Source organism: Shewanella schlegeliana (assembly GCF_016765635.1).
GTDB classification, from domain to species: Bacteria; Pseudomonadota; Gammaproteobacteria; order Enterobacterales; family Shewanellaceae; genus Shewanella; species Shewanella schlegeliana.
In genome coordinates this window covers 427,670-453,403 of the sequence record NZ_JAESVD010000002.1, presented here as the reverse complement: position 1 = coordinate 453,403, position 25,734 = coordinate 427,670, and the positions used below count along the sequence as shown (strand labels likewise).

Annotated in this window: 14 protein-coding genes; 11 read left to right on the top strand and 3 right to left on the bottom strand. The window is 46.8% G+C overall.

All coding sequences use genetic code 11. The annotated features are described in order from the left end of the window. The first annotated feature begins 171 nt into the window (after positions 1 to 171). From JMA39_RS04965 to JMA39_RS04950, 4 genes are all read left to right on the top strand, one after another. Positions 172 to 3,846 carry an ATP-binding protein gene (locus tag JMA39_RS04965; protein ID WP_202720711.1) on the top strand — a complete coding sequence of 1,225 codons (3,675 nt, stop codon included), beginning with the start codon at positions 172 to 174 and terminating at the stop codon, positions 3,844 to 3,846. Next, the gene (locus tag JMA39_RS04960) at positions 3,846 to 4,499 is read left to right on the top strand and encodes a hypothetical protein (protein ID WP_202720710.1); all 654 of its coding nucleotides are present in this window, start codon (positions 3,846 to 3,848) and stop codon (positions 4,497 to 4,499) included. The genes JMA39_RS04965 and JMA39_RS04960 overlap by 1 nt, the downstream gene beginning before the upstream one ends. Before the next feature lies 1 nt (position 4,500). Beyond that, complete coding sequence (locus JMA39_RS04955) at positions 4,501 to 5,721, top strand: phosphoenolpyruvate carboxylase (RefSeq protein ID WP_202720709.1); 1,221 nt, start codon at positions 4,501 to 4,503, stop codon at positions 5,719 to 5,721. A gap of 493 nt (positions 5,722 to 6,214) precedes the next feature. Then, entirely contained in the window at positions 6,215 to 7,483 is a 1,269-nt protein-coding gene (locus JMA39_RS04950) for a dicarboxylate/amino acid:cation symporter (protein ID WP_202720708.1), read from the top strand. An 87-nt stretch (positions 7,484 to 7,570) separates the two neighbouring features. Here JMA39_RS04950 and JMA39_RS04945 read toward each other — a convergent pair whose 3' ends face one another. Together JMA39_RS04945 and JMA39_RS04940 are read right to left on the bottom strand one after the other, a co-directional pair. Next, positions 7,571 to 8,953 (bottom strand): sigma-54-dependent transcriptional regulator, encoded by a 1,383-nt coding sequence (locus tag JMA39_RS04945; RefSeq protein ID WP_202720707.1) that lies wholly within the window; start codon positions 8,951 to 8,953, stop codon positions 7,571 to 7,573. A 158-nt stretch (positions 8,954 to 9,111) separates the two neighbouring features. Then, entirely contained in the window at positions 9,112 to 11,139 is a 2,028-nt protein-coding gene (locus JMA39_RS04940; RefSeq protein ID WP_202720706.1) for an ATP-binding protein, read from the bottom strand. A 430-nt stretch (positions 11,140 to 11,569) separates the two neighbouring features. Here JMA39_RS04940 and JMA39_RS04935 point away from each other — a divergent pair, with 430 nt between their 5' ends. The 6 genes from JMA39_RS04935 to JMA39_RS04910 all read left to right on the top strand — a co-directional run bounded on the left by JMA39_RS04935 (position 11,570) and on the right by JMA39_RS04910 (position 21,682). Continuing rightward, on the top strand, positions 11,570 to 13,360 hold the full coding sequence (locus tag JMA39_RS04935) for a flavocytochrome c (RefSeq protein ID WP_202720705.1): 1,791 nt from the start codon (positions 11,570 to 11,572) through the stop codon (positions 13,358 to 13,360). 1,185 nt (positions 13,361 to 14,545) lie between these two features. Next, positions 14,546 to 15,550: a BMP family lipoprotein gene (locus JMA39_RS04930; protein ID WP_202720704.1), complete on the top strand. Its 1,005-nt coding sequence runs from the start codon at positions 14,546 to 14,548 to the stop codon at positions 15,548 to 15,550. 142 nt (positions 15,551 to 15,692) lie between these two features. Beyond that, positions 15,693 to 17,282, top strand: coding sequence for an ABC transporter ATP-binding protein (locus JMA39_RS04925; RefSeq protein ID WP_202720703.1), 1,590 nt, complete (start codon positions 15,693 to 15,695; stop codon positions 17,280 to 17,282). Further along, positions 17,279 to 18,409 carry an ABC transporter permease gene (locus JMA39_RS04920; protein ID WP_202720702.1) on the top strand — a complete coding sequence of 377 codons (1,131 nt, stop codon included), beginning with the start codon at positions 17,279 to 17,281 and terminating at the stop codon, positions 18,407 to 18,409. Before JMA39_RS04925 ends, JMA39_RS04920 begins: the two co-directional genes overlap by 4 nt. Before the next feature lie 2 nt (positions 18,410 to 18,411). Then, positions 18,412 to 19,377 carry an ABC transporter permease gene (locus JMA39_RS04915; protein ID WP_202720701.1) on the top strand — a complete coding sequence of 322 codons (966 nt, stop codon included), beginning with the start codon at positions 18,412 to 18,414 and terminating at the stop codon, positions 19,375 to 19,377. 517 nt (positions 19,378 to 19,894) lie between these two features. Next, positions 19,895 to 21,682, top strand: a complete 1,788-nt coding sequence (locus JMA39_RS04910) for an ATP-binding protein (RefSeq protein ID WP_202720700.1) — start codon at positions 19,895 to 19,897, stop codon at positions 21,680 to 21,682. A gap of 464 nt (positions 21,683 to 22,146) precedes the next feature. Here JMA39_RS04910 and JMA39_RS04905 read toward each other — a convergent pair whose 3' ends face one another. Next, positions 22,147 to 23,136, bottom strand: coding sequence for a class 1 fructose-bisphosphatase (locus JMA39_RS04905; protein ID WP_202720699.1), 990 nt, complete (start codon positions 23,134 to 23,136; stop codon positions 22,147 to 22,149). Positions 23,137 to 23,439: 303 nt separating this feature from the next. On the opposite strand from JMA39_RS04905, the gene JMA39_RS04900 reads away from it, so the two are divergent. Next, entirely contained in the window at positions 23,440 to 25,683 is a 2,244-nt protein-coding gene (locus JMA39_RS04900; protein WP_202720698.1) for a S9 family peptidase, read from the top strand. Positions 25,684 to 25,734: the final 51 nt, after the last annotated feature.

Here is a 25,734-nt window from a genome sequence, read left to right as displayed (position 1 = left end):
CCGCTTTAGTCACTTTGGCATAATTGCCAAGCGTAGCGCTTTCCTTTAATTTAGTGACCATCAAAACTTTTATAGCCCTAATATTAGCCCTAACATTAGACCTAAACATTATTAGCTTAATGTAAGCCCACAGTGCTTACCGTTACGGCTCTGTTTGGATTAAGGAATGCAATGCCAAGCTTAAATCGCATCATACTTATCGATACTCACCTACCTGGCGTGGTAGAACTGGCCTTGGATGGCCACACCAATATTTGTGGTACTAACGCATCGGGTAAAACCACCTTGCAGCGTCTGGTCCCTGTTTTTTATGGTGAATACCCGAGTCGAGTGGTGCCATCAACCCGTGACAGTTTCGAGCGCTGGTACTTGCCCCATGATTCAAGCTTTATCATCTATGAATATATCAAGTCAGATGGCTTAGCCTATCAGGCGGTGCTAGCATCAGCTGGTGATGGTAAAGGGGTTAACTACCGCTTTATTGCCAAGGGCTTTGAGCTTGAGGATTATATCAAGACTAAGCAGGGCGATAGTATTCAGTGCTTTACTATGGCTGAACTTGGCCGCGAGATGAAACGCGCCGGGGTGGCGGTGACCAACCTGCTGAACACCCGCGAATATCGAGCCATTATCCAAAATGATCGCGCGCTACTGAGCACCGGCAGCAACCGTAATGAGCTGCGCAACTATGCGCGTCAGTTCTCCCTGTGTGAGGCCGAGCACTCTCTACGCCATATCGAAAAGTTGGCTAAAGCGGTGCACTCGAAAGAGGGCAAGATGGAAACGATCAAGTCGATGATCGCCGCTATTCTAGAGGAGGACGGGGTTAATCCGCCAAGCTCACGCCTTAATCCACAGCGCGTTGAAGCCTGGATCCGTGAGAGCCAGTTAATTCAAGGTTTTGAGCAAATTCGCCCCGAGTTTGAAAAGCTAGAGCAGGAGTTTGACCAACTGCTGAGCACCGAGCAACGCCTTGCCAGTCTGCGCCGTGGCTACAGCAAAGATGAAACCACCGAGATTGAGCGCCAAGAGCACCATCAAGACCTGTCTAAGGCGTTAAATGCCCAGCTTCGCCAACTCGATGAAGAGTGGAAGGAGCAGCGTGACGAGTTGAACCTCGACCTGTCTGCCGCCAAGGGCGATGTGGCTAAGTGCGAGCATGAGCTGGACTCGATTGAAGATCAGCATGCCAGCTTCCAAGATGCCGATATCGAGCAGGCCAAATTAGATCTAGAGCAGCTTCCAAGCTGGCGCGGTAGCTTAGAGAACCTAAGCGAGCGTCATAAGCTGCAAACCGAGAAGCATCAAGATATTGAAGCCGCTTACAATGCCCGTCGCAGTAAGATTGGTGAAGGCCTTAACCGCGAGCTAGAAAACCTGCATCAAGAGCAAGATAGCCTACGTGAATCCCGTGATAAGCAAAGAGAGATTGGCCGTAGCGAGCTCGCAGAGCTAGAAGCGCAGTGGCGTGAGTCGACCGAGAAAGGTCAGGCACAGTTTAGCGAGCAAGCCTATCAGCTTAAGGTCAATGCCGCCGAGCTAAAGGTGCGCGTTGACAGCGTGACTTACTCAGAAGAGGAGAAGCTGGCCCTAGCGGTATTCGATGAGCGCATCTCCCGCGCCGATGAAGAGCAAGAAGCCTGTAATGCCAAGGTTGACCGCTTATCGAGCGAGGAGCGCAAGCTCAGAGCCAAGCGCGACCAGGCCAACGAAAGCCTGCGTGTTGCCGGAATTCGCGTAACCGAGCGCCAGAGTGAGCTTGAAGAGCTGACCCATATGCTGTTCCCACAGTCGCACACTCTGCTTGAGTTTCTTCGCAAAGAAGCTTGTGGCTGGGAAAACACCTTAGGTAAGGTGATTAACTCAGAGTTACTGCACCGTAGCGATCTGCACCCAAGCATTAGCAATGAAAACTTAGAAGCCCTATACGGTATCACGCTGGACTTAAAAGCTATCGACGCGCCGGAGTATGCCGCCTCAGAGCAAGAGCTACGTGTTAAACATGCCGCCGCAGAAGAGGCATTGTCTAGCGCCAAAGAGCTACAGGCCGAAGCGGAAGATATCTTAGTTGCCAGCAACACCGAGCTCGATAAGCTACTGCGTGAGCTGACGTTTGCTCGCACGGCTTACAAAAATAGCCGTGATGACTTGCGTCGCCTGTTTGATGACAAGCGCGCCGAGCAGGAGAAGATAAATCTTGCGCTAAACGAGCGTAAAGCTGCGTCACAAAAGCAGCTTGCCCGTATCGACAGCGATATTAAGCAGCTTCAAGGCCAGCAACAAGAGTGGCTCGAAGAGCAAAAAGAGCAGGCGCTCGAAGCGCGCATGGAGAAGAATGCTTACTGGCAAGAGGTGGTTGGCGCATTAGACAGCCAGCTAAATCAAGTTAAGAGCAATATTCAAAGCCGCCGTGAGCATGCAGCAAGCGAGCAAAAAGCTTGTGAGCAGTGGTACAAGAATGAGCTTAAGTCTCGCGGTGTCGACGAAGCTAAGATTGTCGCCCTTAAGGCAGAAATTCGTACCCTAGAGAGCAATATCTCTAAGGCAGAGCAACGCCGCAGCGAAGTACTGCGCTATGAAGACTGGTACCAGCACACTTGGCTTAAGCGTAAACCTAAGCTGCAGTCGGAGCTGAGCAAGGTTAAGCATGCGAGTCTCGATCTGGAGCAGCAGCTTAAGAGCAAGGCCAACGAAGTTAAGGCTAAACGCAACGAGTTAGATGGCGAGCGTAAGCTCTCTGATGCGGTTCAAATTGAGGCCTCAGAAAACTTAACTAAGCTGCGCAGCGTGATGCGTAAACTCAGTGAACTGAAGCTACCAGCCAGTAATGATGATGCTCAGGGCAGTCTGTCTGAGCGTCTGCGCCAAGGTGAAGATCAGCTACTGAAACGCGACTCATTAATGGGGTCGGTGAAGCAGTATGTTGAGCACTTTGACTCGGTGATCGCCAGCAAGTCTGGCTCGGGTCTATCTGAGACTTGGGAGCGCGCCCGTGAAGAGTCGAGCTTTGTTAACGACAAAGGCATCCGCATCCTAGATTACCGCAAGCTAGTGCCACAGCTTGAGCAGTTACTCAACGTCATGGTGCCGCAGTCAATTATGGCGCTGCGTGAGCAGGGGCGTATTTTCGGTGTCGATCTGACGGCCTTCTATGATGTACTGGCCGATATCGACCGCCGCATCGCCTCGCAAAGTGCGCGCATTACCCGTGAAGTGGGTGAAGAGCTGTTCCTCGATGGCGTATCTGAATCTGCGGTTAAGATCCGCTCGCGCATTAGTGAGCTAGAGTTCTGGCCTGAGTTAGAGCTATTCGTGAAGGCATTTAAGCGCTGGAAGGCGGACGGCTTTAACGACTTGCCGGGTGAGGATTACACTAATAGTATGCGCCGCGCGTTAGACATTATCGGTCGCGCAGCCCTGTCTGGTGGTATCGCTAAGCTGCTTGAAATTGAGCTGCGCCTAAAAGAGGGCAATAGCGACTTAGTTATCCGCACCGACAGACAGCTTAATGAGTCATCGAGTCACGGTATGGCTTACCTGATCTTATGTAAGTTCCTATTGGCGTTTACCCGTTTGCTACGTGGCCGCGCCGAGGTAACCATTCACTGGCCGATCGATGAACTCGGCACCTTGCACCACGGTAACGTGAAGAAGATTTTCGATGCCTGTGAGAATAACAATATCTCAGTCTTGGGTGCGTTCCCGAACCCAGAGTCAGAGGTGTTAAACCTGTTCTCGAACCGTTACATCATCAACAAACAAACTAAGAAACTGCAGGTGGTTAAGCCTCAAGTTAATCCTATCGCCGAGAAACTTAATCAGCGACGCACTCAGGAGGCTGTGTAATGAGCCAAGCAACCGAAACCACCATCGTTGGTACTAGCGCCCTTATTGAACGTTTGCTCAAAGGTGAGTTTATCTGTCGCACCACAGACGAAGATGGCTGGCGTGCACTAAAGAGCCCATCGACGCGTGATCATGTTGAGCAGTATCTGAATCAGATCAACCGCACCATAGGTTCGGCAGGTGAAGGTGAAGTGTTCTTCTGCGGCTATCAGCAGCTAGGCGATAGTGAGCGCAAGGTGATCTCATCACAGTTTAAAGATATCTGTAATGCGCTTATTCCGCTGGTGGAGTGGCTGGTATTGGTGCAAGAGGGCAGTGGCCAAGATGCACCGTTATCTGAAGGCGTTGCCGTGCGTTTAACCGAGCTGCAAACCCGTATCGAAGATACCCCTGCGTTTCGTGAGCAGCTGGCTAAGATCAGTCATTACCGCCTATTTGGCTCTACCAGTACTAACGTGGATGCCCAGATAAAACTGGTGTTTAAACGCTTGGTGGAGCTGGGATATCTGACTCGCCCGAATAGCGAGAAGCAGATCTATATCGCCACCGGTAAGCTGGATTATCTGTATGAGGTGATCCGCTTTATCGACGAGACCGAAGGCTTAAGCCTTGAAGCCCAGGCTGAGACCGCAACCCAAAGGGATCTGATCTAATATGAGCAGTAACTTGCATCAAGCAGGCGTTAAGCTGCTCAAGCAGTTAGGGCGTCATGCTGAGCTGGTGATGGACGTTTACTTGTCCGGCTCAGTTTCAATCGATGAGAGCAACGCCTCTGCCATCGATAAGCTGCAAAAGAGCGATATTTTATGGCGACCAGAGCCAGAGCAGGAGCTACGTCTTAAGCGCTCGGTACGTGCTTTGCTGGAAGAAGCCTTGAGCGATGAGCGTAACCGCCAGATAGATTCCAATGTAGGCTCGTCACTGGCCACCATCAAGACCTTGGCCGACCACTATAAAGAGGCGCGTCATAATGTGGATTTCAGTGCCTCAGAGGCTTATCTTGCCGATTTGAGTGAGCATGTGTATAGCTTCGCCGATGGCCTGCGTTACTCGATTCGTGTGCTGTGGAGCCGTATCAATAACGAGTTTGGTTATGTGGGCAGCATCAACGCTAAAATCCGTGAGAACGAGTTGGCCCAGAGCCAAGTCACAGAGCTATTAAACGGCCTTGAGATTTTCCAGTTTAGCGAACTCGGTGAGATAGCCGGTGATATTCGCGAGTTAAGAAAGCTGCTGGTAACCACGCTACAGGAAACCTTGAGTGATTGTACTCAGGAGCTGAGTGTGGTGCAGGCGCGTCTGCTTGAGCTACTTGGCCGTTTCCGTCAAATTCGTGGCCGTACTCGTTTGCTAAAAGGCTGGTTGCTTTATACCGATCTGCATCCAGACTACAAGCCTGCAGATCATGTTAGCCACAAGCAGCTTCCGGCACTGTTTAATATTGCCGAGCCACTGCTGGCTCCGGCGGCTGTTGACGTGCATAACCACAGCTTAGAGCCAGAGCTGCTTGAGATTGTCTCTAACATTAAGCGTATCGACCGCTTAAATGATGTTGGAGCGCTGCGTGAGCAAGATGTTTCAGTCGACCTTACCCAAGCGGAAGATTTCGATATCCCAGATAACCCGCTTAAGTTGGCGGTAGATGGTTATTTCTGCGCGGTTATCGACTCGGGCAAGAGTCAGTCGGCGCTGGAGTACCTTGACGAGCAGCAGTTACCTTGGGACAGAGAGTCATGGCTGTATCAGGTGATCTGTGGCTATGAGGGGCTGCCAGAGGAGCATCGCAGTTACTTCGAGCTTGAGCATATCGGTGAGCCAGACCCCGTATACAGTGGTAACTTTATCATCAAAGATGTGGAGCTGTGGTTGGCGTAATAACCTGTGTTTAGCGTGAGCTAACAGGTTTTAACTTATGGCGGCCAGATCTGTAAATGATACAAAAAAAGCACCTTTTAAAGGTGCTTTTTTTATGAGCATTAATCGGTGTATTTGCTTGCTGGTAACGGTTATCTCTTTTCAAGGTGTAATTGTTAGATTAATCATCTGTTGTGTTGACTATGTTTGGCGTAATTAACTGTGTAGTTTTTAAGTTTTCGTACTTAAAATGATATCGAAATGTTGCCAGTGTAAAAGTTGTGCCTAATGTCGCTTTGTGGTTTATGGTTTTTATTCTAATTAAAACAGATGTTTGCGATGTCTGCCTTTAGGGGGTTATCAAGCTGTTTCAAAAACTATTTCTCCCTTTTAGATTGAAATTCTTGCCAGCATGTTTCACTATCCCTGCCACAACGAGATGAAAATCAAGTTTTCATCAAGATTGAAGGCAATAGAAGGCATGCGCTAAGACATGTCCCAATAAGGCAAGCAAATGACAAAATCACTTTCGACCCGGATCTTTATCGGTCTTTTTTCAGGGCTTATTTTGGGCTCTATTATTCAATACTTCCTCGCAGATATCGGTTTCTTCTCTGGCACCATTGTCGAGCTAGCCTCAGGCGCTGGCACTATGTTCGTCAATATGATCATGATGCTCGTAGTACCTTTAGTCTTCGTTAGTATCGTTTGTGGCGTGTGCGAGCTTAAAGATCTCAATAGCTTCGGTCGCCTAGGCGGAAAGACATTCGGCTTCTACATTATCAACACCTTAGTGGCTATTTTCGCGGCATTAGGCGTAGCATTGCTGCTTGCACCAGGCAAGGGCGTGGATATGTCTAGCGGTGGTGGGGTTGATATCGTCGCGACAGAGTTACCAAATCTTGTCGATTTGATTGTCAGTATCGTACCGAGCAACCCGATTAGCGCATTTGGTTCGGGTAACATGCTACAAGTTATCTTTATGGCGCTACTACTTGGTGGCGTAATTAAGTCTCTTGGCGAAGCGGCGCAAAGCGCGGTAAGTGGCTTCCAAGTGGCGAACAAGATCATGATGAAGTTGATCAGTGTGGTGATGCAACTCGCGCCTATCGGTGTCTTTGCTTTGATGCTAAAGCTTGGCGCGACACTGGAAGCGGCAATTTTTGGCAGTGTGGTTGAATACTTAGTGTTGATCATCGGCCTATTACTGCTGTGGATTTTTGTGGTCTACCCATTTGCAGTCGGTCTGTTTACTCAAACTTCAGCAAAAGAGTTCCGCGCTAAGACTCGCGAACAGATTTTATTTTCACTGTCGACTGCGAGTTCTAATGCGACCATTCCAGTGACTATGCGTACGCTAACCGAAAAGCTAGGGGTTAATCGCTCTGTTGCTGGCTTTGGTGTACCGCTCGGCGCGACCATGAACATGGGCGGCGTATCAATTTATATCACTATCGCTATCTTCTTCGTGGCCAATGCATTTGGCGCCCCAATTTCGATGGAGCAGCTACCTGCATTGCTATTTAGCATCTTCCTGCTGTCTGTAGGCGCTGGTGGCGTACCAGGTGGCGGTATGGTGATGATTGGTGTGCTTATTCATCAGATGGGATTACCTATCGAAGCGTTCGCAATTGTGGCTGCTCTAGACCGCTTAATCGATATGGTACTGACCTCGTGTAACGTAGTGGGTGACACTGCGGTACTGACCATAGTTAATGAAACCGAAAAGGATGCAGACGCTAAGTTGGCACCTGCTCAAACACAAGTACAGGCCCAAGTTTAAGCCTAGCGGCAGCAGACTCACACTTACGGTTTGAAGATAAAAAATGCCAGCAACTTGCTGGCATTTTTGTTTTCTAGCTCTTGTCTCTTATTTTTCTTTGGTGATTCGTCGGCTCAAAGCACTCTGACTTATGCCAAGCATCTGCGCCGCAGCGGTTTGGTTATTGGCGGTGCGATTCATCGCCTCTTGAATGAGCGCGTCACTCATCTGCGCTAAGGTCGGCAGACTCTTGGGGAAGATAAGCTGGTCGCTGTCACTGCTATTATCTGGTTTACTCTGGTTTATCGCCTCCATAAAGGGGGTGATATTCAGCAGGATACCGTCACTGCGACTCACGGCGTCAAACACCATCCCCTTAAGTTCATGCAGGTTGCCAGGGAAATCATATTCGCTGAGCTGCTGGGCAAGGGAGGCAGGCTGTTGTGGCTCGGACAGTCCCATCTCTTTGGCGGCAAGGGTAATGAAGTGGTTGATCAGCATAGACAGATCTAGCTTGCGCTGCCTTAGCGGTGGTAGCTTGATGGTGTGTGAGCGCAGGCGATAGAGTAGATCGCTTCTAAATTTGCCTGCCTGATTTAGAGCCAATAGATCGTGCTGAGTCGAGGTGATGATTTTGCACAGCACGGGATAGGCTCTGTCGCTGCCGATTGGGTAATACTGCTTATGCTCTATCACATCCACAAGCTTAGCTTGGGCTTCAATGGGCAGGTCGCCAATTTCATTCAGATACAGTAGTCCTGACTGCACCTGATGCAGTACCCCGGCTTGGGCGCTGATCTGCCCATCTTCGCCAGTGTGAAGCTGGCCAAATAACTGTAGCTCAAATGCCGAAGTGCTGATCCCGGCCAAATTTACGTTAACAAAGGGGGCATCGGCGCAGATAAGCTGATGGCAAGACTTGGCAAACTCGTCTTTACCTGTGCCGCTTTCACCTTGGATCAGGATTGGTTCTGGGCTTAATGCCACCGCCTCCAGATAGCGAAACTGATCCAGTAGCGCAGGCTCGCAGGTGAGGATGTTATTAAACACATCGGGACGATTTAAGGTGCGGCTCAAAAAGCTCTCTTTGATGCGCAGATAGTTACGTTCAAGACCGACGACTTCAAGCGCACGGCGCACGGTGCGAGCCAGATCATCGACCTTGTCTGTCTTGATAAAGTAGTCATAGGCCCCGTTCTTGATACAGCGCACCGCGGTATCGACCTCGTTGACACCAGTCACTATGATGACGCGGGTCTTAGGAAACTCTTTGCGGATCATCTCCAGTAGATCTTCACCGGAGTGAAACGGCATGGTGAGATCGAGTAGCACTAAGGCATAGTCACCCGTCTGTAACCGACTCATCACTTGACGGCTATCGACACAAGTATCGATAGTCGCTTCAGGCACGAGGCGATTAAGGGTAATAGAGAGTGTTCTTAACCAAGTGGCTTCATCGTCAACGAGGAGAATATTTCTAGCAAGTTTCATGATAATAGCAATCCTAATAAATATCTGTTCAGTTCAGAGCCTCTGAGGCTTTTAATTCCAGAGCATGTCATTCAAGTTAATGAGTGAATGACCTTGGCTTGTGAATCAGCGCATTCTTAGTCACAGCACTTTTAGTGACAGTACTTTCAGTCACAAGATTAATACTCCAACGGAAAGCGAATTTTTATCACTGTGCCTTTACCAAGGCGTGAGGTGATCTGCATGTCGGCTTTATGCTCTTTAATGATGCGACTGCACACAGAAAGCCCCAGTCCAGTGCCACCACTTGAGCGGCGGGTGGTAAAGAAAGGCTCGGTAATACGCTGTAGTGTGGCGCTATCCATACCTGTGCCTTTATCGCTGACGATTAGACAGATATGTTTGTCTTCGACACAGGTTTTAATATTGATGTGTTCCTTGCACTCATAGCAGTCGGCATCTTGCCTTATTGCATGGCAGGCATTTTGGATCAGATTGATCAGCACCTGATGCAACTGCTGCGCATCGCCCATCACAATAGGGCTCGGAGTCAGCAGCTCAGTTGTGACATTAAATATCTTGGTCTGGTTGGCGGTGAGGCGCAGTGATACTTCAACCACTTCATTGAGGCTAATCGCTCGATATTCGTTGGCCAAGGTCGGCAGCGCGTAGCGTTTAAGATCGTTAACGATACGGCTAATGCGTTGAGCGCCTTCCTCTATCGAGTGGCTGCTTAAGTCTAATTCACCCATGGCCTGATCCGGTGGTAGTCCTGCCACTGTCCAAAATGGGTTCTGTTTCTGGTAATGACTGCTCGCTTCAGATAGATCTTTTAGGGCATCGCTGATAAAGGCGATTGAGTGAATGATAATGCCGGTGGGATTATTGATCTCATGGGCAATGCCTGCCGATAGCTCGCCTAATGAGGCGAGTCGACTGGCTTCATCGTTAGCCTGACGCAATCTATGTTGCTCGGTAGCCTCTTCTAGCAATATCACCACCTGTTGCTTACTAATAGGATGAAGCTGTAGCTGCCAATACTGATTGTTAATCTGCATATCGGCTTTTTGCGATTTTTGCTCGACTAGGGCATCACAGAGCGCATTGCCTAAGTTAAAGGTCTCCCCATCAATATAGTGAAACTCGGGATTGGTTAGCAGGTCGTTATTATTGTCATTGCTCCACAGACACTCAAGATCACGGTTGAACAGGGTGACACCGTGAGGAATACCGTTGAGTACCGACTGGAACTGCTTGGACAGGCTAGAGATGGCTCGTTCGGCTTTTTCTCTATGAGCCAATTCCACCTTAAGCGCCTTGGATCGTTTGCGCAGACTCAGGCTGATAAAGCCTGTTAACAGCATACCCACGGCGGAGATTAGACTGACAAAAATAGCCAGCGACAGCATTCTTTTCTGCGCAGAGTTAAGGTCAACCTTCTCGCGACCAGTACCAAACCACTTATTGACCAGATGGTCATATTCACCCGAGAGCTTAAGTTGTCTCAGGGCATCGTTGATCTGCGCCATCATCTCAGCATTCTTATAGTTGCTGACAAAGTTAAATGCGCCGTAGATCAGCGGATCGCTGGAGCTACGGATTGAGGGATACAGCGGCATTAGGCGTCTGGCAACGAAGTTCTCGGCGATCACCACATCGACTTCCCCTTTAATCAGCTGCTGAAAGCCAGTTTCATAGAGGTCGACATCGACGCGGGTAAAATCCTGCTCTTTACCTGAGATATAAACATCGACAAAGGCACCTTTCTTGATGGCGACGCGTTTGCCCGCTAGATCGTTCCAGCCGTTGATAAAGGACTTACCCTGTAAGGTATAGGCCTTGGCGTGGGTGGCATAGATGGGGTCAGACTGGCTCAGCTCACGGTCGATGGAAATAGGGCTGACTACGGCGATGACATCAATGAGTGAGTCACGGTCGTGCACGTCTTTTAAAAGTTGCTGGAAGCTCTTACGGCGGATAATGATGCGCTTACCCATAAGCTGACCGATGCGGTCCATCAGTTCAAGGTTAAAGCCTTGGTCGACACCATTGTTACGCCACTCAAGTGGTGCGGTTTTAGAGTGAACGCCGAAGATTATACTATGATTCTCATAGGGCTCGGCGGCATGTAATGGCAACGATAGCCCCAATAAGCAAAGAGCACAAAGCGTAAAAAGAGTGCAAATTAAGTTAACAAATATTTTCATAATGGAATCTTAGCATGAGCTTATACAAGATAACTGTGCGGGGTTTCTCGATTTGCTCTTTAACTAGCAGGGCTAGTTAAAGAGCTTAATCATGCTGAAATTCATTAGCTTAGCTGCGCTTCATATCCGTTTTTGCTCAGGGACTCTGCCTAATGGGTCGCCGTAAACAAGATATGTGATCTTGTTAACCCTGCACTATGCATTTTTGCATAACTGCCTATGAGGTTATGCATCTTTGCATGACCGCTTTTGTAAGCTGTGACCGAGGGGTCAGTTTCTTGAGTCATTCAAGAGATGTTGTTGAAGGCTGGCGGCTTCAGGCAGAAAATTACCTCGAATTGAGTATTTAAGACGGCGTTAATGACCGTCAAATATAACGTGATAGCTTTTTGCGCTGCTGCAGGCAGCAATAAAAAGGCGAGGAAATGAGATGAAAAACTTTAAAAAAGCAGTGTGTATCGCAACACTTCTAGGCTCAGCAGGCTTTATGTCTAACGCTATTGCTGCTGATAACTTGGCAGAGTTCCACGGTGAAAACCAAGAGTGTGATAGCTGCCACATGCCAGACGGTGAGCTTTCAAACGATAGCTTAACCTACGAGAACGAACAGTGTGTAGCTTGTCACGGTACACTTGCTGAAGTTGCTGAAGAAACTAAACATGAGCACTACAATGCCCATGAATCTCATTTCCCTGGCGATGTGGCTTGTACTTCTTGTCACAGCGCTCACGAAAAATCGATGGTTTACTGTGATTCTTGCCATAGCTTCGACTTTGACATGCCATACACTAAGAAGTGGGAACGTCATGAGCCAAGCATCGATGAATTATTAAAAGACCAATCAGACCGTGCGGCGGCGCTAGCTGAAGCACCACGTGACACCGTTGATGTCGTGGTTGTCGGTTCTGGTGGTGCAGGTTTCTCTGCTGCTGTATCTGCTTTTGATAACGGCGCTAAAGTGATACTAATTGAGAAAGAACCAGTCATCGGTGGTAATGCTAAGTTAGCAGCCGGTGGTATGAACGCCGCTTGGACCGATCAGCAAAAAGCTAAGGGTATCAAAGACAGCGTTGAGTCTATGTACAAAGACACCATGAAAGGTGGCCGTGACATTAACGAGCCAGAGTTAGTTGAAGTATTAACTTCTCACTCTAAAGGTTCAGTTGATTGGTTGACCGCGATGGGTGCAGACCTTAACGACGTAGGTCGTATGGGCGGCGCATCGGCTAACCGTTCACACCGTCCAACGGGTGGTGCAGGTGTTGGTGCTCACGTAATCCAAGTGCTTTACGATAACGCTGTTAAGCGCGATATCGATATGCGTATGAACACCCGTGGTATTGAAATCCTTAAAGACGACAAAGGCAATGTTGAAGGTCTACTCGTTAAAGGTATGTACAAGGGTTACTACTGGATTAAAGCTGATGCCGTTATCCTAGCAACAGGAGGTTTTGCTAAGAACAACGAGCGTGTATCTAAGCTTGATCCTAAGCTAAAAGGTTTTATCTCTACTAACCAACCAGGTGCGACTGGTGACGGTATCGACGTAGCAGGTAATGCGGGTGCTGCGATGACAGACCTTGAGTACATCCAGGCTCACCCAACGCTATCTGTTAAAGGTGGTGTGATGGTCACTGAAGCGGTTCGTGGTAACGGTGCTATCTTGGTTAACCGTGAAGGTAAGCGCTTCGTCAACGAAATCACCACTCGTGATAAGGCTTCTGCAGCGATTTTGAACCAAACTGGTAAGTCTGCGTTCCTAATCTTCGATGACTCTGTACGTAAGTCTCTAAGTAAGATTGATAAGTACATCGGTCTAGGTGTTGTTCCAAGTGCTGACTCACTAGTTAAACTAGGTGAGAAGACTGGTATTGATGGTAAGAACTTAACTGAAGCTGTTGCGCGCTACAACAGCCAACTTAAGAGCGGTAAGGACACAGACTTTGGTCGTCCAAACCTACCTCGTGCCCTTAACGAAGGTAACTACTACGCAATCGAAGTGACTCCAGGTGTTCACCACACTATGGGCGGCGTGAAGATTGACTCTAAAGCTGAAATCATGAACGCTAAGCAGCAAGTTATCCCAGGCCTATACGGCGCAGGTGAAGTAACTGGTGGTGTTCACGGTGCTAACCGTCTAGGTGGTAACGCTATCTCTGATATCGTCACCTTCGGTAGAATGGCTGGTGAGAATGCAGCTGAGTACTCTAAGAAAAACTAATCTTAGATTGTTAGTTAGCTAAAGGTTAACTTCAGAGTTTCTCTTAAAGTTAACCTTTAAATTGAAAGCCTTCATCTTGTAGATGGAGGCTTTTTTGTATCTGCTACTTTGGCGTTTAGTTACTTAACGATTAATGCAATCAAACTTCGTTTGATAAAGGTCGTGGTGCTTCGCTCCACATTGACAATGCATCAGGCTGCGCCTGACCTTTAAGTTAGACTGCGTCTAACAATTCAAGTCGTGAGCTTCCAGCTCACACTCGGGCAAAAGGGGGACAACAGCTCCCCCCTCTTGACCATTTCTTTTATAAAGAGTCCGAGCCGCCCCGACGAAGTTACATGCATTAGATACGGGCCTCGTACTTATTCGAAATAACCTAACGCTTCCGATGGGACATCTGATGTGAATGGATTCACAAATGCCGTGATGGCAGGATGCCAAGGAACTGCCTGCCCCGCGAAAGCTACACCGACATCCCTGTCGGTATCACGCGACTCTGGTTTATAAAGAGTTTCCAACGTACTTCGGCAACTCCGATGGAGGGAGGTGTTTTCTATGAGTTCAGTAATTCGGTTTTACCATTGTGCCACTACAGTTAGCCTGTGATGTGAGACTTCAAATACTGATGTATCTCAAACAAACGGAAAATTAGTAAAATTTTTTTGTTTTTAATCTTGGCTTAACTGTTGTCTTTTCTAGTAAAAAAATTACCACTTAGCTACCTAAATGATTAAAAAAAGTTGTTTTAACTTTAAGTTTAGTAATTTTTATTCACTCTCTCAATTGTTCAAAATCTGAGACAGTGCGTTTATTCTTTGTCGTTTCTTCTTTGTTACCTTCTTTATCTGCTTGTATTTTATTGGTAATTGCCTTTCTGGATGGTGAAGCTGTGTTCTGTTTTGCGGACAATGTTCGCTTTATTGACGTGCCGCTATTTAATCTCGGTTTTATGGGATTTAAAGCGTGATTTTGCGCAAGTAAAGGCGATTTTTTGTATTAAAAGTACAACAGGCGGCTTTCTAGTTTTGGCTGGTTTGTGTGCTTTCGGGGTACTAGTAATCCTATTCCGAGCTGCTGTAAGCTCTGGATTCTTGATCTTAAATGACGGCTTCGAGCTCGGGGTTTTAACTGCTTAGAGCTGTCGATAATACCAAAAATAATACCTACACCTAATAAAGGACGAGAATGATGAAAATCCTGAGCGCAACTGCTGCCGCAGTCACTCTAGCAATGTGTTCGTTTGCTGCTACTGCTGCAGACTTTAAGCCTGCTGTTGCTTTTGATACAACTGGTAAGTTCGATAAATCTTTCAACCAAGCCGTTTATCAAAATGGTGTGTTGAAGTTTAACGAAAGCTCAGATGTTGAAGTACGTGAATTCGTACCTTCAAATGATGCGCAGCGTGAGCAGGGTCTTGAGCGTTTAGCACGTCGTGGCTTTAGCCCAATCGTTGTTGTTGGTTTTATGTATGGCTCAGCACTTGAAAAAGTAGCTAAGAAATACCCTGAAACTGAATTCGTTATTATCGATTCAGTTGTTGACCTACCAAATGTTAAATCACTAGTGTTTAAAGAGCACGAAGGCTCATTCCTTGTTGGTGCACTTGCAGCGATGAAGTCTGAAACTAACAAGATTGGCTTTGTTGGCGGCATGGATATTCCGCTAATTCGTAAGTTTGCTTGTGGTTACGAGCAGGGCGCGAAGTTCATCAGTCAAGATGCTGAAGTATTCCAAAACATGACAGGTTCTACTATTGCCGCATGGAACGACCCTGCACGTGGTGCTGAGCTTTCTAAGAGCCAGTTCACTAAAGGCGCTGACGTTGTCTTCGCTGCAGCTGGTGGTACCGGTGTTGGTGTTTATCAAGCCGCTAAAGATGAAGGCAAGTTCGCAATTGGTGTTGATTCAAACCAAAACTACCTACACCCAGGTGTAATGCTAACTTCTATGGTTAAGTTGGTTGGTGTTGCCACATTTGAAGTATTTAAAGATGCTGAAAAAGGCACGTTCGTTGCTGGTATCGATAGCCGTGGTCTGGAAGAAAACGGTGTTAACTGGGCATTAGATGAGCATAACCGCGCACTAGTTACTCCAGAGATGGAAGCAAAGCTTGCTGATATCACTAAGAAAATTATTGCGGGTGAGATTGTTGTTCATGACTACATGAAAGACAACACTTGTAAATACTAAGCCGTATTAAGATAGAAGAGCTCCTGAGTTTTTGACTTGGGAGCTTTATTATAAGTGGTAATTTTTAAGAGTTAATTTTCTATTAATTCATTATTTGATCAATGTTTAGTCATCAATGCCTGCTTAGGCATTTGAGATAATTATGACCATGTCCATACACGCAAAAGAAAAATCAAATGAGCGTCCCGTAGCCTTAGAGCTTCGTGGTATCGACAAGAGATTTGGCGCTGTTCACGCCAACAAAGATATCTGCTTAAAAATTCCTGCTGGCACCATTCACGGTATTATCGGTGAGAACGGTGCAGGTAAGTCCACCTTGATGAATATCATTTATGGTTTCTACACCGCTGATAAAGGTGAGATCCTAATTGATGGTATAGAGCGCAAGCTAGCGAACTCTAAAGAAGCCATCAGTTATGGCATCGGTATGGTGCACCAGCACTTTATGTTGGTGGATAATTTTACCGTACTTGAGAACGTGATATTAGGTGCTGAAGAGGGCGGCTTACTTAAGCCTAGCCTGAGAAAGGCGCGTAAAGAGCTTGAGCGTTTAGCCAAAGAGTACCAACTCGATGTACCGCTAGACAGCCTCATTGAAGAGCTGTCGGTTGGCCTGCAGCAGCGAGTCGAGATCTTAAAAGCACTATATCGCGGCGCAAAAATTCTTATTCTAGACGAGCCTACAGGGGTTCTGACGCCGCAAGAAACTGAGCATTTATTCCATATTTTTGATGCCTTGCGGGCGCAAGGTGTCACTATCTTATTGATCACCCATAAGCTTAAAGAGATCCTTTCTGCCACTGACAATGTGTCGGTCATGCGCCAAGGTGAAATGGTTGCCCATAGAGAAACAGCTCATACCAATAAAGAAGAGCTCGCTGAGTTAATGGTTGGCCGTAAGGTTCGCCTGAAAGCCGAGAAAAGCGATGCCAATCCAACTGAAGTATTGCTTTCAACTCATAACCTTACCTATACCGATTCCATGGGCGTAGATCGCCTTAAAGAGGTGTCGATTGAGATTAAGGCGGGTGAAGTGGTTGGCGTTGCAGGTGTCTCTGGTAATGGTCAATCAGAGCTGTTAAGTGCACTTGCCGGCCTTATCACGCCAACTCGTGGTTCAATTAAGGTTGGCGGTAAGGTGATTGATGCTAACAACCCTAGTTGCGCCGATGAGATGCGCAAACTTAAGGTTGGTCACATCCCGGAAGACAGACTAGTCATGGGGCTAATCAAGTCTTTCACAGCGGAAGAATCTGCCATTCTTGGTCATCATAATCAGTCGCAGTACAACGGCCATTTATTGAATAAGCCTAAGTACATTACCTCTGAATGTAAGCGCTTAATGGATGAGTGGGATGTTAGACCGCGAGATCCTAAGCTGAAAAGCTCACTATTTTCTGGTGGTAACCAGCAGAAGCTGATCATTGCCCGCGAAGTGGACCAAGACCCTGATATCTTGTTGATTGGTCAGCCGACTCGTGGTGTGGATATTGGTGCGATTGAGTTTATTCACAAACGTATTATTGAGTTACGAGAGCAGGGCAAGGGCATTTTACTAGTATCTGTTGAGCTAGATGAAGTGATGTCACTTGCTGACAGAATAATCGTGATGTTTGACGGCCATGTGGTTGGTGAGATTGATGCCAGCAAGGCAGATGAGAAAACTCTAGGAATGATGATGGCAAATATTATGCCTGATGAGCTGGTTGCGGATAATGGAGCTCAAATATGAACGACTCTAAAATCCCATCTTGGGTAAATATTTTTGTTTTACCTTTGATTAATATCATGTTTGCCTTTGCGTTTGCCGCCGGTATTTTCCTTGCGGTCGATGTGAATCCGATCGAAGCGGCTGGCGTGATGGTACGCGGAGCCTTGGGTTACCAAGAGGGGATAGGTTATACGCTTTATTATGCGACTAACTTTATCTTTACCGGTTTAGCAGTGGCAATGGCATTCTCTGCCGGCCTATTTAACATTGGTGGCGAAGGTCAGGCTTATATGGGCGGCTTAGGTGTCGGGCTTGCCTGTTTAGCGCTTGATAGTACCTTGCCTTTCTGGGCATTGCTGCCAATTACCATGCTTGCCAGTATGTTGTTTGGTGCGCTGTTTGCGTTGATCCCGGCTTACTTACAGGCGTACCGTGGTAGCCATATCGTTATTACCACCATCATGTTTAACTTTATCGCGTCAGCGTTAATGGTCTACCTACTGGTAAACGTACTTAAGCTTGAAGGGCAGATGGCGCCGGTATCGCGGGTATTTGAAGATAGTGCTGGTCTGCCTATGTTCCATGAGATGACCCAATGGTTTGGGATCTCCTTCTCACAGTCGCCGATGAACCTAAGCTTCTTTATTGCACTTATCTGCTGTGTACTCGTTTGGGCGCTGTTGTGGCGTACTCGCTGGGGTTATGCCATCCGCGCAATGGGCGCGAGCCCAAGTGCGGCTGAATATGGCGGAATCAACTACAAGAAGCTGATCATAGTCGTCATGCTTATCTCAGGTGCACTATCTGGCATGATGGGTTTGAATGAAGTGCAGGGCTACAGCCAACAGCTAAAACTTGATTTTGTTGCGGGTTATGGCTTTACCGGTATTGCAGTTTGTTTGATTGGTCGCAGTCATCCAATCGGTATCATCTTAGCCAGTCTACTATTTGGCGTGCTGTATCAGGGCGGCGCAGAGCTGTCATTTGATTACCCTAATATCGACCGTGAGATGATTCAAGTGGTGCAGGCCTTAGTCGTGCTGTTTAGCGGGGCACTGGCATTGATGCTAGTTAAGCCTACTGAAAAGCTGTTTGTGTTTCTTGATCAAAAGAAGAAGGCCACTGATGGCACAATGGCGGAGGCATAAATATGTTTGAGAGTATCATTCTGATCTTAGATGCAACGCTAAGGGTATCGGCTCCACTTATTCTTGCTGCATTGGCCGGACTTTTTTCTGAACGCTCAGGAATCGTTAACATTGCACTGGAGGGCAAGATGCTCTCTAGCGCCTTTGCCGCAGCAGCAACGGCTTCGGTAACGGGCTCTGTTTGGCTAGGTCTATTGGCTGGTATCGGTATTTCAGTGCTGTTGGCACTTATCCATGGCTTTGCATCAATTACTCACCGAGGCGATCAGATCGTTTCTGGTGTAGCAATTAACATGCTTGCCGTAGGTCTAACCGTTACTCTGGGTCGTTTCTGGTTTGGCTTAGGTGGTCAAACACCTGCGCTAAATGATGAGTCACGCTTTACCGCTATCACTTTGCCATTTGCAGATGCATTAGCCGATGTACCAGTTATTGGCATGCTTTATAGCCAGCTAATATCAGGGCATAACTTCTTAGTGTATCTGTCGCTGTTTGCTGTACCAGCCGTTTACTGGGTTGTTTATAAAACCCGTTTTGGCCTTAGGTTACGTGCAGCGGGCGAAAACCCACACGCTGTAGATACTGCTGGTATTTCAGTTGCTTGGATCCGTTATCGCGCACTGATTATTGCCGGTGTGCTTGCGGGGATGGCGGGGGCTTATTTGTCGACAGCTCACAGTGCGGGCTTTGTGCCTAATATGAGTGCGGGTAAAGGCTTCATCGCCTTAGCAGCGTTGATTTTTGGTAAGTGGAAACCTGTGCCAGTGTTATTTGGTTGCCTACTGTTTGGTTTCTTAGACGCGATTGCGATTCGTCTGCAAGGTGTTGAGTTACCACTGGTTGGCGAGATCCCAGTACAGGCGATTGAGGTATTACCATATATCTTAACTGTGTTGTTACTAGCCGGCTTTATTGGCCGTGCAGTGGGACCAAAGGCGATTGGTCAACCATATGTTAAGTCTCGCTAGCGATAGCGTGGTTTATCGTTTTTGAAGTCTACCAGTTAGACTTCGTCTAACAATTAAAGTCGTGAGCTTCCAGCTCACACTCGGGCAAGAGGGGGACAACAGCTTCCCCCTCTTGCATCTCCCGAGCCGCCCCGACGAAGTTGTGATTCCTCATACTCCAATAAAAATTGCCTAACGGCTCAGATGGGACATCCATGTCCCGCCGAGCCTGAACCATCATCCATGATGGTTCCACGGCATTTTCATCTGCGTACTTCGGCAACTCCGATGGGGATTTGGTGTTTTATTTGAGGTATATGAGCAGATTTAATTGAAGTATTTTTTACTAGAAAAAGTAGGATTAAAAAAGAGTGATAATTCGTCAACTTTACTTAGTGTGTTGTTCGGAAGGAAGTTGATTAAGATTAAGTAATGAGCTTAATTCTGGTGTTATTGTGGGTGTTTGATAATAAAAAATTCAAGTTACTAGAGACTCAAATTTAAAGATGGAATAACGTTATACGTCTAGGAGGACAGAATGAGACTCATCAGCCTTATATTGAAGAACTATCGTGGTTACCAAGAACAAACAACTGTTGATATATCAGATCTTACTGCACTAATTGGAAAAAATGACGTTGGAAAAACCACAATACTAGATGCATTAGGTGTGTTTTTTAATCATAAATTGTGCAAGTTTGACGTAACAGATAAGTGCGTATACTCCGCTGATAATGATGATGTTCTTGTTGGGTGTGAGTTTACTGAATTACCAGAAAATCTCATTTTAGATGAAAGAGCTGGAACTACTCTAGCAAATGAATATTTATTAAACGAAATAGGAAATTTAGAGTTATATCGAATTTTTAAAAAGGGGAAAGGGAACGGGGAGTATGCTGCAAATTGCGTGCATCCTTCTGCTAAAGATGCAAAGGGAATTCTTTATAAGAAAAATGATCAGTTAAAAGCAATTGCTCAGCGGTTAGCGGTTGAAGTAGCTGATCAAAAAGTAAATGTATTACTCCGGCAAGGTATCTACGATAGAGTTGGAGATCTGAAGCTAAAATCTCAAATGGTTCCACTGAAAGCTGAAGATGGGAAATCTGTTTGGGATAAAATTGCTACTTATCTACCCCATTTTGCATTATTTCGAGCTGATAGGCCGAGTACAGATGAAGAGGCTGAAGTACAAGACCCTATGAAGGCTGCTGTAAATAACGCCCTTTCGGGTTTAGAAGAAGAATTGGAACATATTAAGCGGGTTGTTCGAGAAAGAACTCTTGAAGTCGCAGTCGACACTATATCTCATTTAAATGAGATAGACTCAGAGTTGGCAAGTGAGCTCATACCAGAGTTCAAGGTTGAGCCTAAGTGGGATAGTATTTTTAAATTATCACTTATCGGAAGTGATGGTGTTCATATTAATAAAAGAGGCAGTGGTGTTCGTAGGTTGATCTTGATTAGCTTTTTTAAAGCAGAAGCTGAGCGCATTAAGCGAGAAAATACTAACCGAGGAGTAATCTATGCAATTGAGGAACCAGAGACTTCACAGCATCCTAGTTATCAACAAATGCTCGTTGACGCATTTAAAGAATTAGCTGAGCAGGATAATTGCCAAGTTATTCTTACTACTCACGTTCCAGCGTTAGCTGAAAAAATAGATCTTTATAGCTTACGACATATTCACCGTAATGATAGTGGCGGACTAATTGTTGCTGGTGGGCAAGATGCAACTTATGAAGTTATTGCTAAAGATCTTGGTGTACTTCCAGATAGTCGTGCTCAGGTAATAGTCTGTCTAGAAGGTCCCAATGATATTAATTTTTTTAAAAGACTCTCACGGAACTTATTAGCCGAGGGGATTGGTATTCCTGATTTAAATGATGATCCAAGAGTGGTTATGATACCGCTTGGGGGAGATACACTTAGAGATTGGGTTAACTCTCACTACTTGAAGAATTTAGGTAAGCCAGAAGTGCATATTTATGATCGCGATATGGATGTTCCCCCTAAATATAAAGTTACTGCGGATGCCGTGAATGCACGTGGCGATGCTTCGCAAGCATTTATAACAACGAAGCGTGAATTGGAAAATTATATATCACCAAGGGCAATTAAAGCTATTTTTGGAGTCGATATTGATATTGATGATGACATGGATGTACCTACAGCACTCTCAGCTTTAACTAAATATAATGAAAGTAAGTGTAAGAAAAAACTGAATACTTTAGTTATGGATGGTTATACAAATGCGGATCTAATCGAGATGGATCCGAATGGAGATATTCTTGAATGGATGCGCTCTATTGAAAATCACCTTTCTTGATGAATTGAATTAATAATTGTTGGTATGTTTTTTGAACTAACTTACAGGGGGCACCGACTCCCCATCGAAGTTGCCGAAGTTCGTTGGAATAAATCGCGTGATGCCGACATGGATGTCGGCGTAGCTTTCGCGGGGCAGGATGCCCCATCGGAAGCGTTAGCTATTTATCCATAAGTATGAGGCCCGTATCTAATGTATGTAACTTCGTCGGGGCGGCAGGGGAGATCCAAGAGGGGGTTGCTGTAGACCCCTTCTTGGCCGTGTGTGAGCTGGAAGCTCACGACTTTAGTTGTTAGACGCAGTCTAACTTAAAGGTCAGGCGCAGCCTGATAGCTACAAGCCCCTGCGCCAAAAAGCTAGGCGCAAAAAAAAAGCACAACCCTAATTAACATAGGATTGCGCTTTTTCTTTGATTTTCCTAGGACCTAGGACCTATGTTAACCCCTAGAACCTATCTAAAAACCTTATAAAGAAGGTTCTTCAGAATAATCAACTTGATGATACTCAAGACACATATCAACTTCATTGGCAGAGCCAAGGATAACCGCCACTCGTTGGTGAATTGCTGTTGGCTGAATATCCATAATGGTTTCATAACCCGTAGACGCTTTACCACCGGCTTGCTCAACCAAGAATGCCATTGGGTTGGCTTCGTACATTAAACGTAGCTTGTATGGCTTTTCAGGGTTCTTGTTGTCTGTTGGGTAAGTGAAGATACCGCCGCGACAAAGTACACGGTGCACGTCGCCAACCATGGCGGCAATCCAGCGCATGTTGAATGACTTCTCACGTGGGCCAATCTTACCGAGTAGCAAATCGCTGATGTAAGTCTGCATTGGCGCTTCCCAGAAGCGTTGGTTTGACATGTTAATGGCAAACTCGCCGGTGTCTTTGCTGATAGCCATCGCGCCATCTGTGAGCAAGAACTCGTTAGTCTCTGGGTTTAGGGTAAATAGCTGTACGCCTTTACCTGTAGTCAGTGCAAGCATGGTTGATGGGCCATATAGCACATAACCTGCGGCAACTTGGTTGCGACCCGCTTGTAGGAAACTCTTTTCAGTTAACTCACCAGCTGGCGCGGGTAAAACTGAGAAGATAGTACCCACAAGTGAGTTGATATCGATGTTTGACGAACCGTCCAGTGGGTCAAAACAGACTAGGAACTCACCATTAGCATCGGCTTCGACAACGTAGTCTTCCTCTTCAGAGGCGATACCGCGCACTGTACCGTCCGCCTTAAGGGCATCTTTGAGCATATCATTGGTGATGATATCGAGTTTCTTCTGAGTCTCACCTTGAACGTTTTCTTGCTCTGTAGCGCCTAGTACGCCAGCGAGTGCGCCGTGGCGTACTGCATGGCTAATCTCTTTTGAGGTGTTAGCTAGGGTAAGGAGCAGCTTTTCAAGAGTAGGAGAAATTGCTTGTGATGTCAGGTTTTCAGCCAGAGTTTGCATCTTGTTTCCTATACAATTTTACGACAGTAAATTGAGTTTGAGGTCAGGATATTTGAGAGTTCTTTATTATTGTGGCGATGATACCTGAGTATGGCAGTTTTTTCAGCTGTAAAGATTGGCTTTTCGGTGGGAATGAATTGACAAAAAATTGTACAATTTTTGTTTTAGTGACGATTAAGGCACAATGTAGTCGAATTTTCAGCCAAGCTCTCTGCCGAGCTTCTAGTTAGCTTTCAGCTAAATAGTGTTGAGCTGAATACGATTTAACTGAAGACTACTTCGCGATTAATCCAGGGAATAATAATGACAAAAAATTGGATGAGTTTACTGTTGGCTTCTTTGTCAGTGGTAATTACACCTGCAACGATTGCTCAAACCTCTACGCCTACTGGTGGCACACACCCTCTTACCATTGAACGTATGTATGCCTCTCCTGCGCTAGCGGGTAGCAGCCCCCGCGGGCTTAAACTGTCACCGGATGGAAAGCGCGTGACCTATCTTGCGGGTCGTAAAGAGGATCAACACCTCTATGACTTGTGGCAGATGGATGTGGCCAGTGGTAAGCAGAGCCTGCTTATCGATGCCGATAAGCTCGAGGCCGGTGAGCTGTCTGATGAGGAGAAAGCGCGCCGTGAGCGTCAGCGCATTTATGGTCAGGGGATCATGGAGTACTTCTGGTCTGATGATGGCGAGGCGATTCTGATCCCGGCTGCGGGTCAACTGTATTACTACTCGGTTGCAGATAACAAGGTCAAGCTGCTTGCAACGGGTGAAGGCTTTGCTACCGATGCTCGCTTGTCACCGAAAGGGCACTATGTCTCTTTTGTGCGTGAGCAAAACCTGTTTGTATTGGATCTGAAAACACAGAAAGTGACGGCGTTAACGACCGATGGCGGCGGCGCGATTAAAAACGCCATGGCGGAGTTTGTCGCTCAAGAAGAGATGGGCAGAATGACGGGTTACTGGTGGGCGCCCGATGAGTCAGCTATTGCCTATACCCGTATCGATGAGTCGGGTGTTGAGCTGGTGACTCGTAACGAAATTTACGCCGACGGAATTAAGTTGACCGAGCAGCGTTATCCCTACGCTGGCGAGAATAACGTCAAGGTTGAGCTGGGCGTGGTAACCCTTGATGATAAAAAAGTCGCTTGGGTCGATTTAGGCAAAGAAACTGATATCTACCTGCCACGGGTTAAATGGCTGCCAGACAGCAAACATCTGTCCTATCAGTGGCAGAGCCGCGATCAGCAAGCGCTGGATCTGCGTATTGTCGCGATCGATGATATCAAAAATGACAGAGATTTAGTCAATGAGCGCAGTCAGGCTTGGGTAAACCTTAATGACGACCTGTACTTTTTAAAGCAACAGGACGCGTTTATCTGGGCGTCAGAGCGTGACGGCTTTAACCATCTTTACTTGATAGGCTTAGATGGCAAGGTTATCCGTCAGCTGACGTCAGGTGACTGGGCGGTAGACGCTGTTGAGTATATCGATGAAAAGGCGGGCGAGGTTTACTTCACCGGCCGTAAAACTAAGGTAACTGAGAAGCAGCTTTACCGCGTGGCATTGGCGGGGGGGAAAGTTGAATCAATTAGTCAACGTAGCGGCATGCACTCCACTGTATTTGCCGACAACAAACCCGTTTACTTAGATTACTTCAGTAGTCTTTCACAGCCGCCACAGGTGAGCTTGCATGACCAAAGCGGCGAGCGTTTAGCTTGGGTTGAGCAAAATGAAGTGAAGCAAGGCCATCCACTTTATGATTACTTTGGTTTGTGGCAAGTGCCGGAGTTTGGCGAGCTAAAAGCCGAGGATGGTCAGATGTTACAATACCGACTATTCAAGCCGACAAACTTCGATGCTGCAAAGCAGTATCCTGTGGTGGTGCGTGTCTATGGTGGCCCACATGCACAGCTGGTGGTTAACAGTTGGAGCCACCAAGACTACTTTACCCAGCACCTGTTACAGCAAGGCTATATCGTTTATCAGCTCGATAACCGCGGCTCTGCGCATCGCGGCACCAAGTTTGAGTATGTGATTTACAAGCAGCTTGGTGAGGTTGAGGTAAAGGATCAAAAGGTGGGGGTGGATTACCTGCGCACACTGCCTTATGTCGATAGCGACAACATTGCTATTTATGGTCACAGCTATGGCGGCTATATGGCATTGATGAGCCTATTTAAGGCGCCTGATTACTTTAAGGCGGCGATCTCTGGTGCGCCAGTATCAGACTGGCCCTTATATGACACCCACTATACCGAGCGCTATATGGGCCACCCTAAAACCAATGCTAAAGGTTATGAGGCCAGCAGCGTATTGCCCTATGTCGGCGGTTATCAGTCAGGCTTATTGATGTACCACGGCATGGCCGATGACAATGTCTTGTTTGAGAACAGCACTCGAGTCTATAAGGCTTTACAGGACGAAGGTAAGTTGTTCCAAATGATCGATTACCCAGGATCTAAGCATTCAATGCGCGGAGAAAAAGTGCGAGTGCATTTATATCGCTCACTAGCTGACTTTTTAGACCGTCAATTAAAGCAGTAAGTATCCATGATTCGCCGTGATGATATTCGTTGATTGATATCTATTTATTGC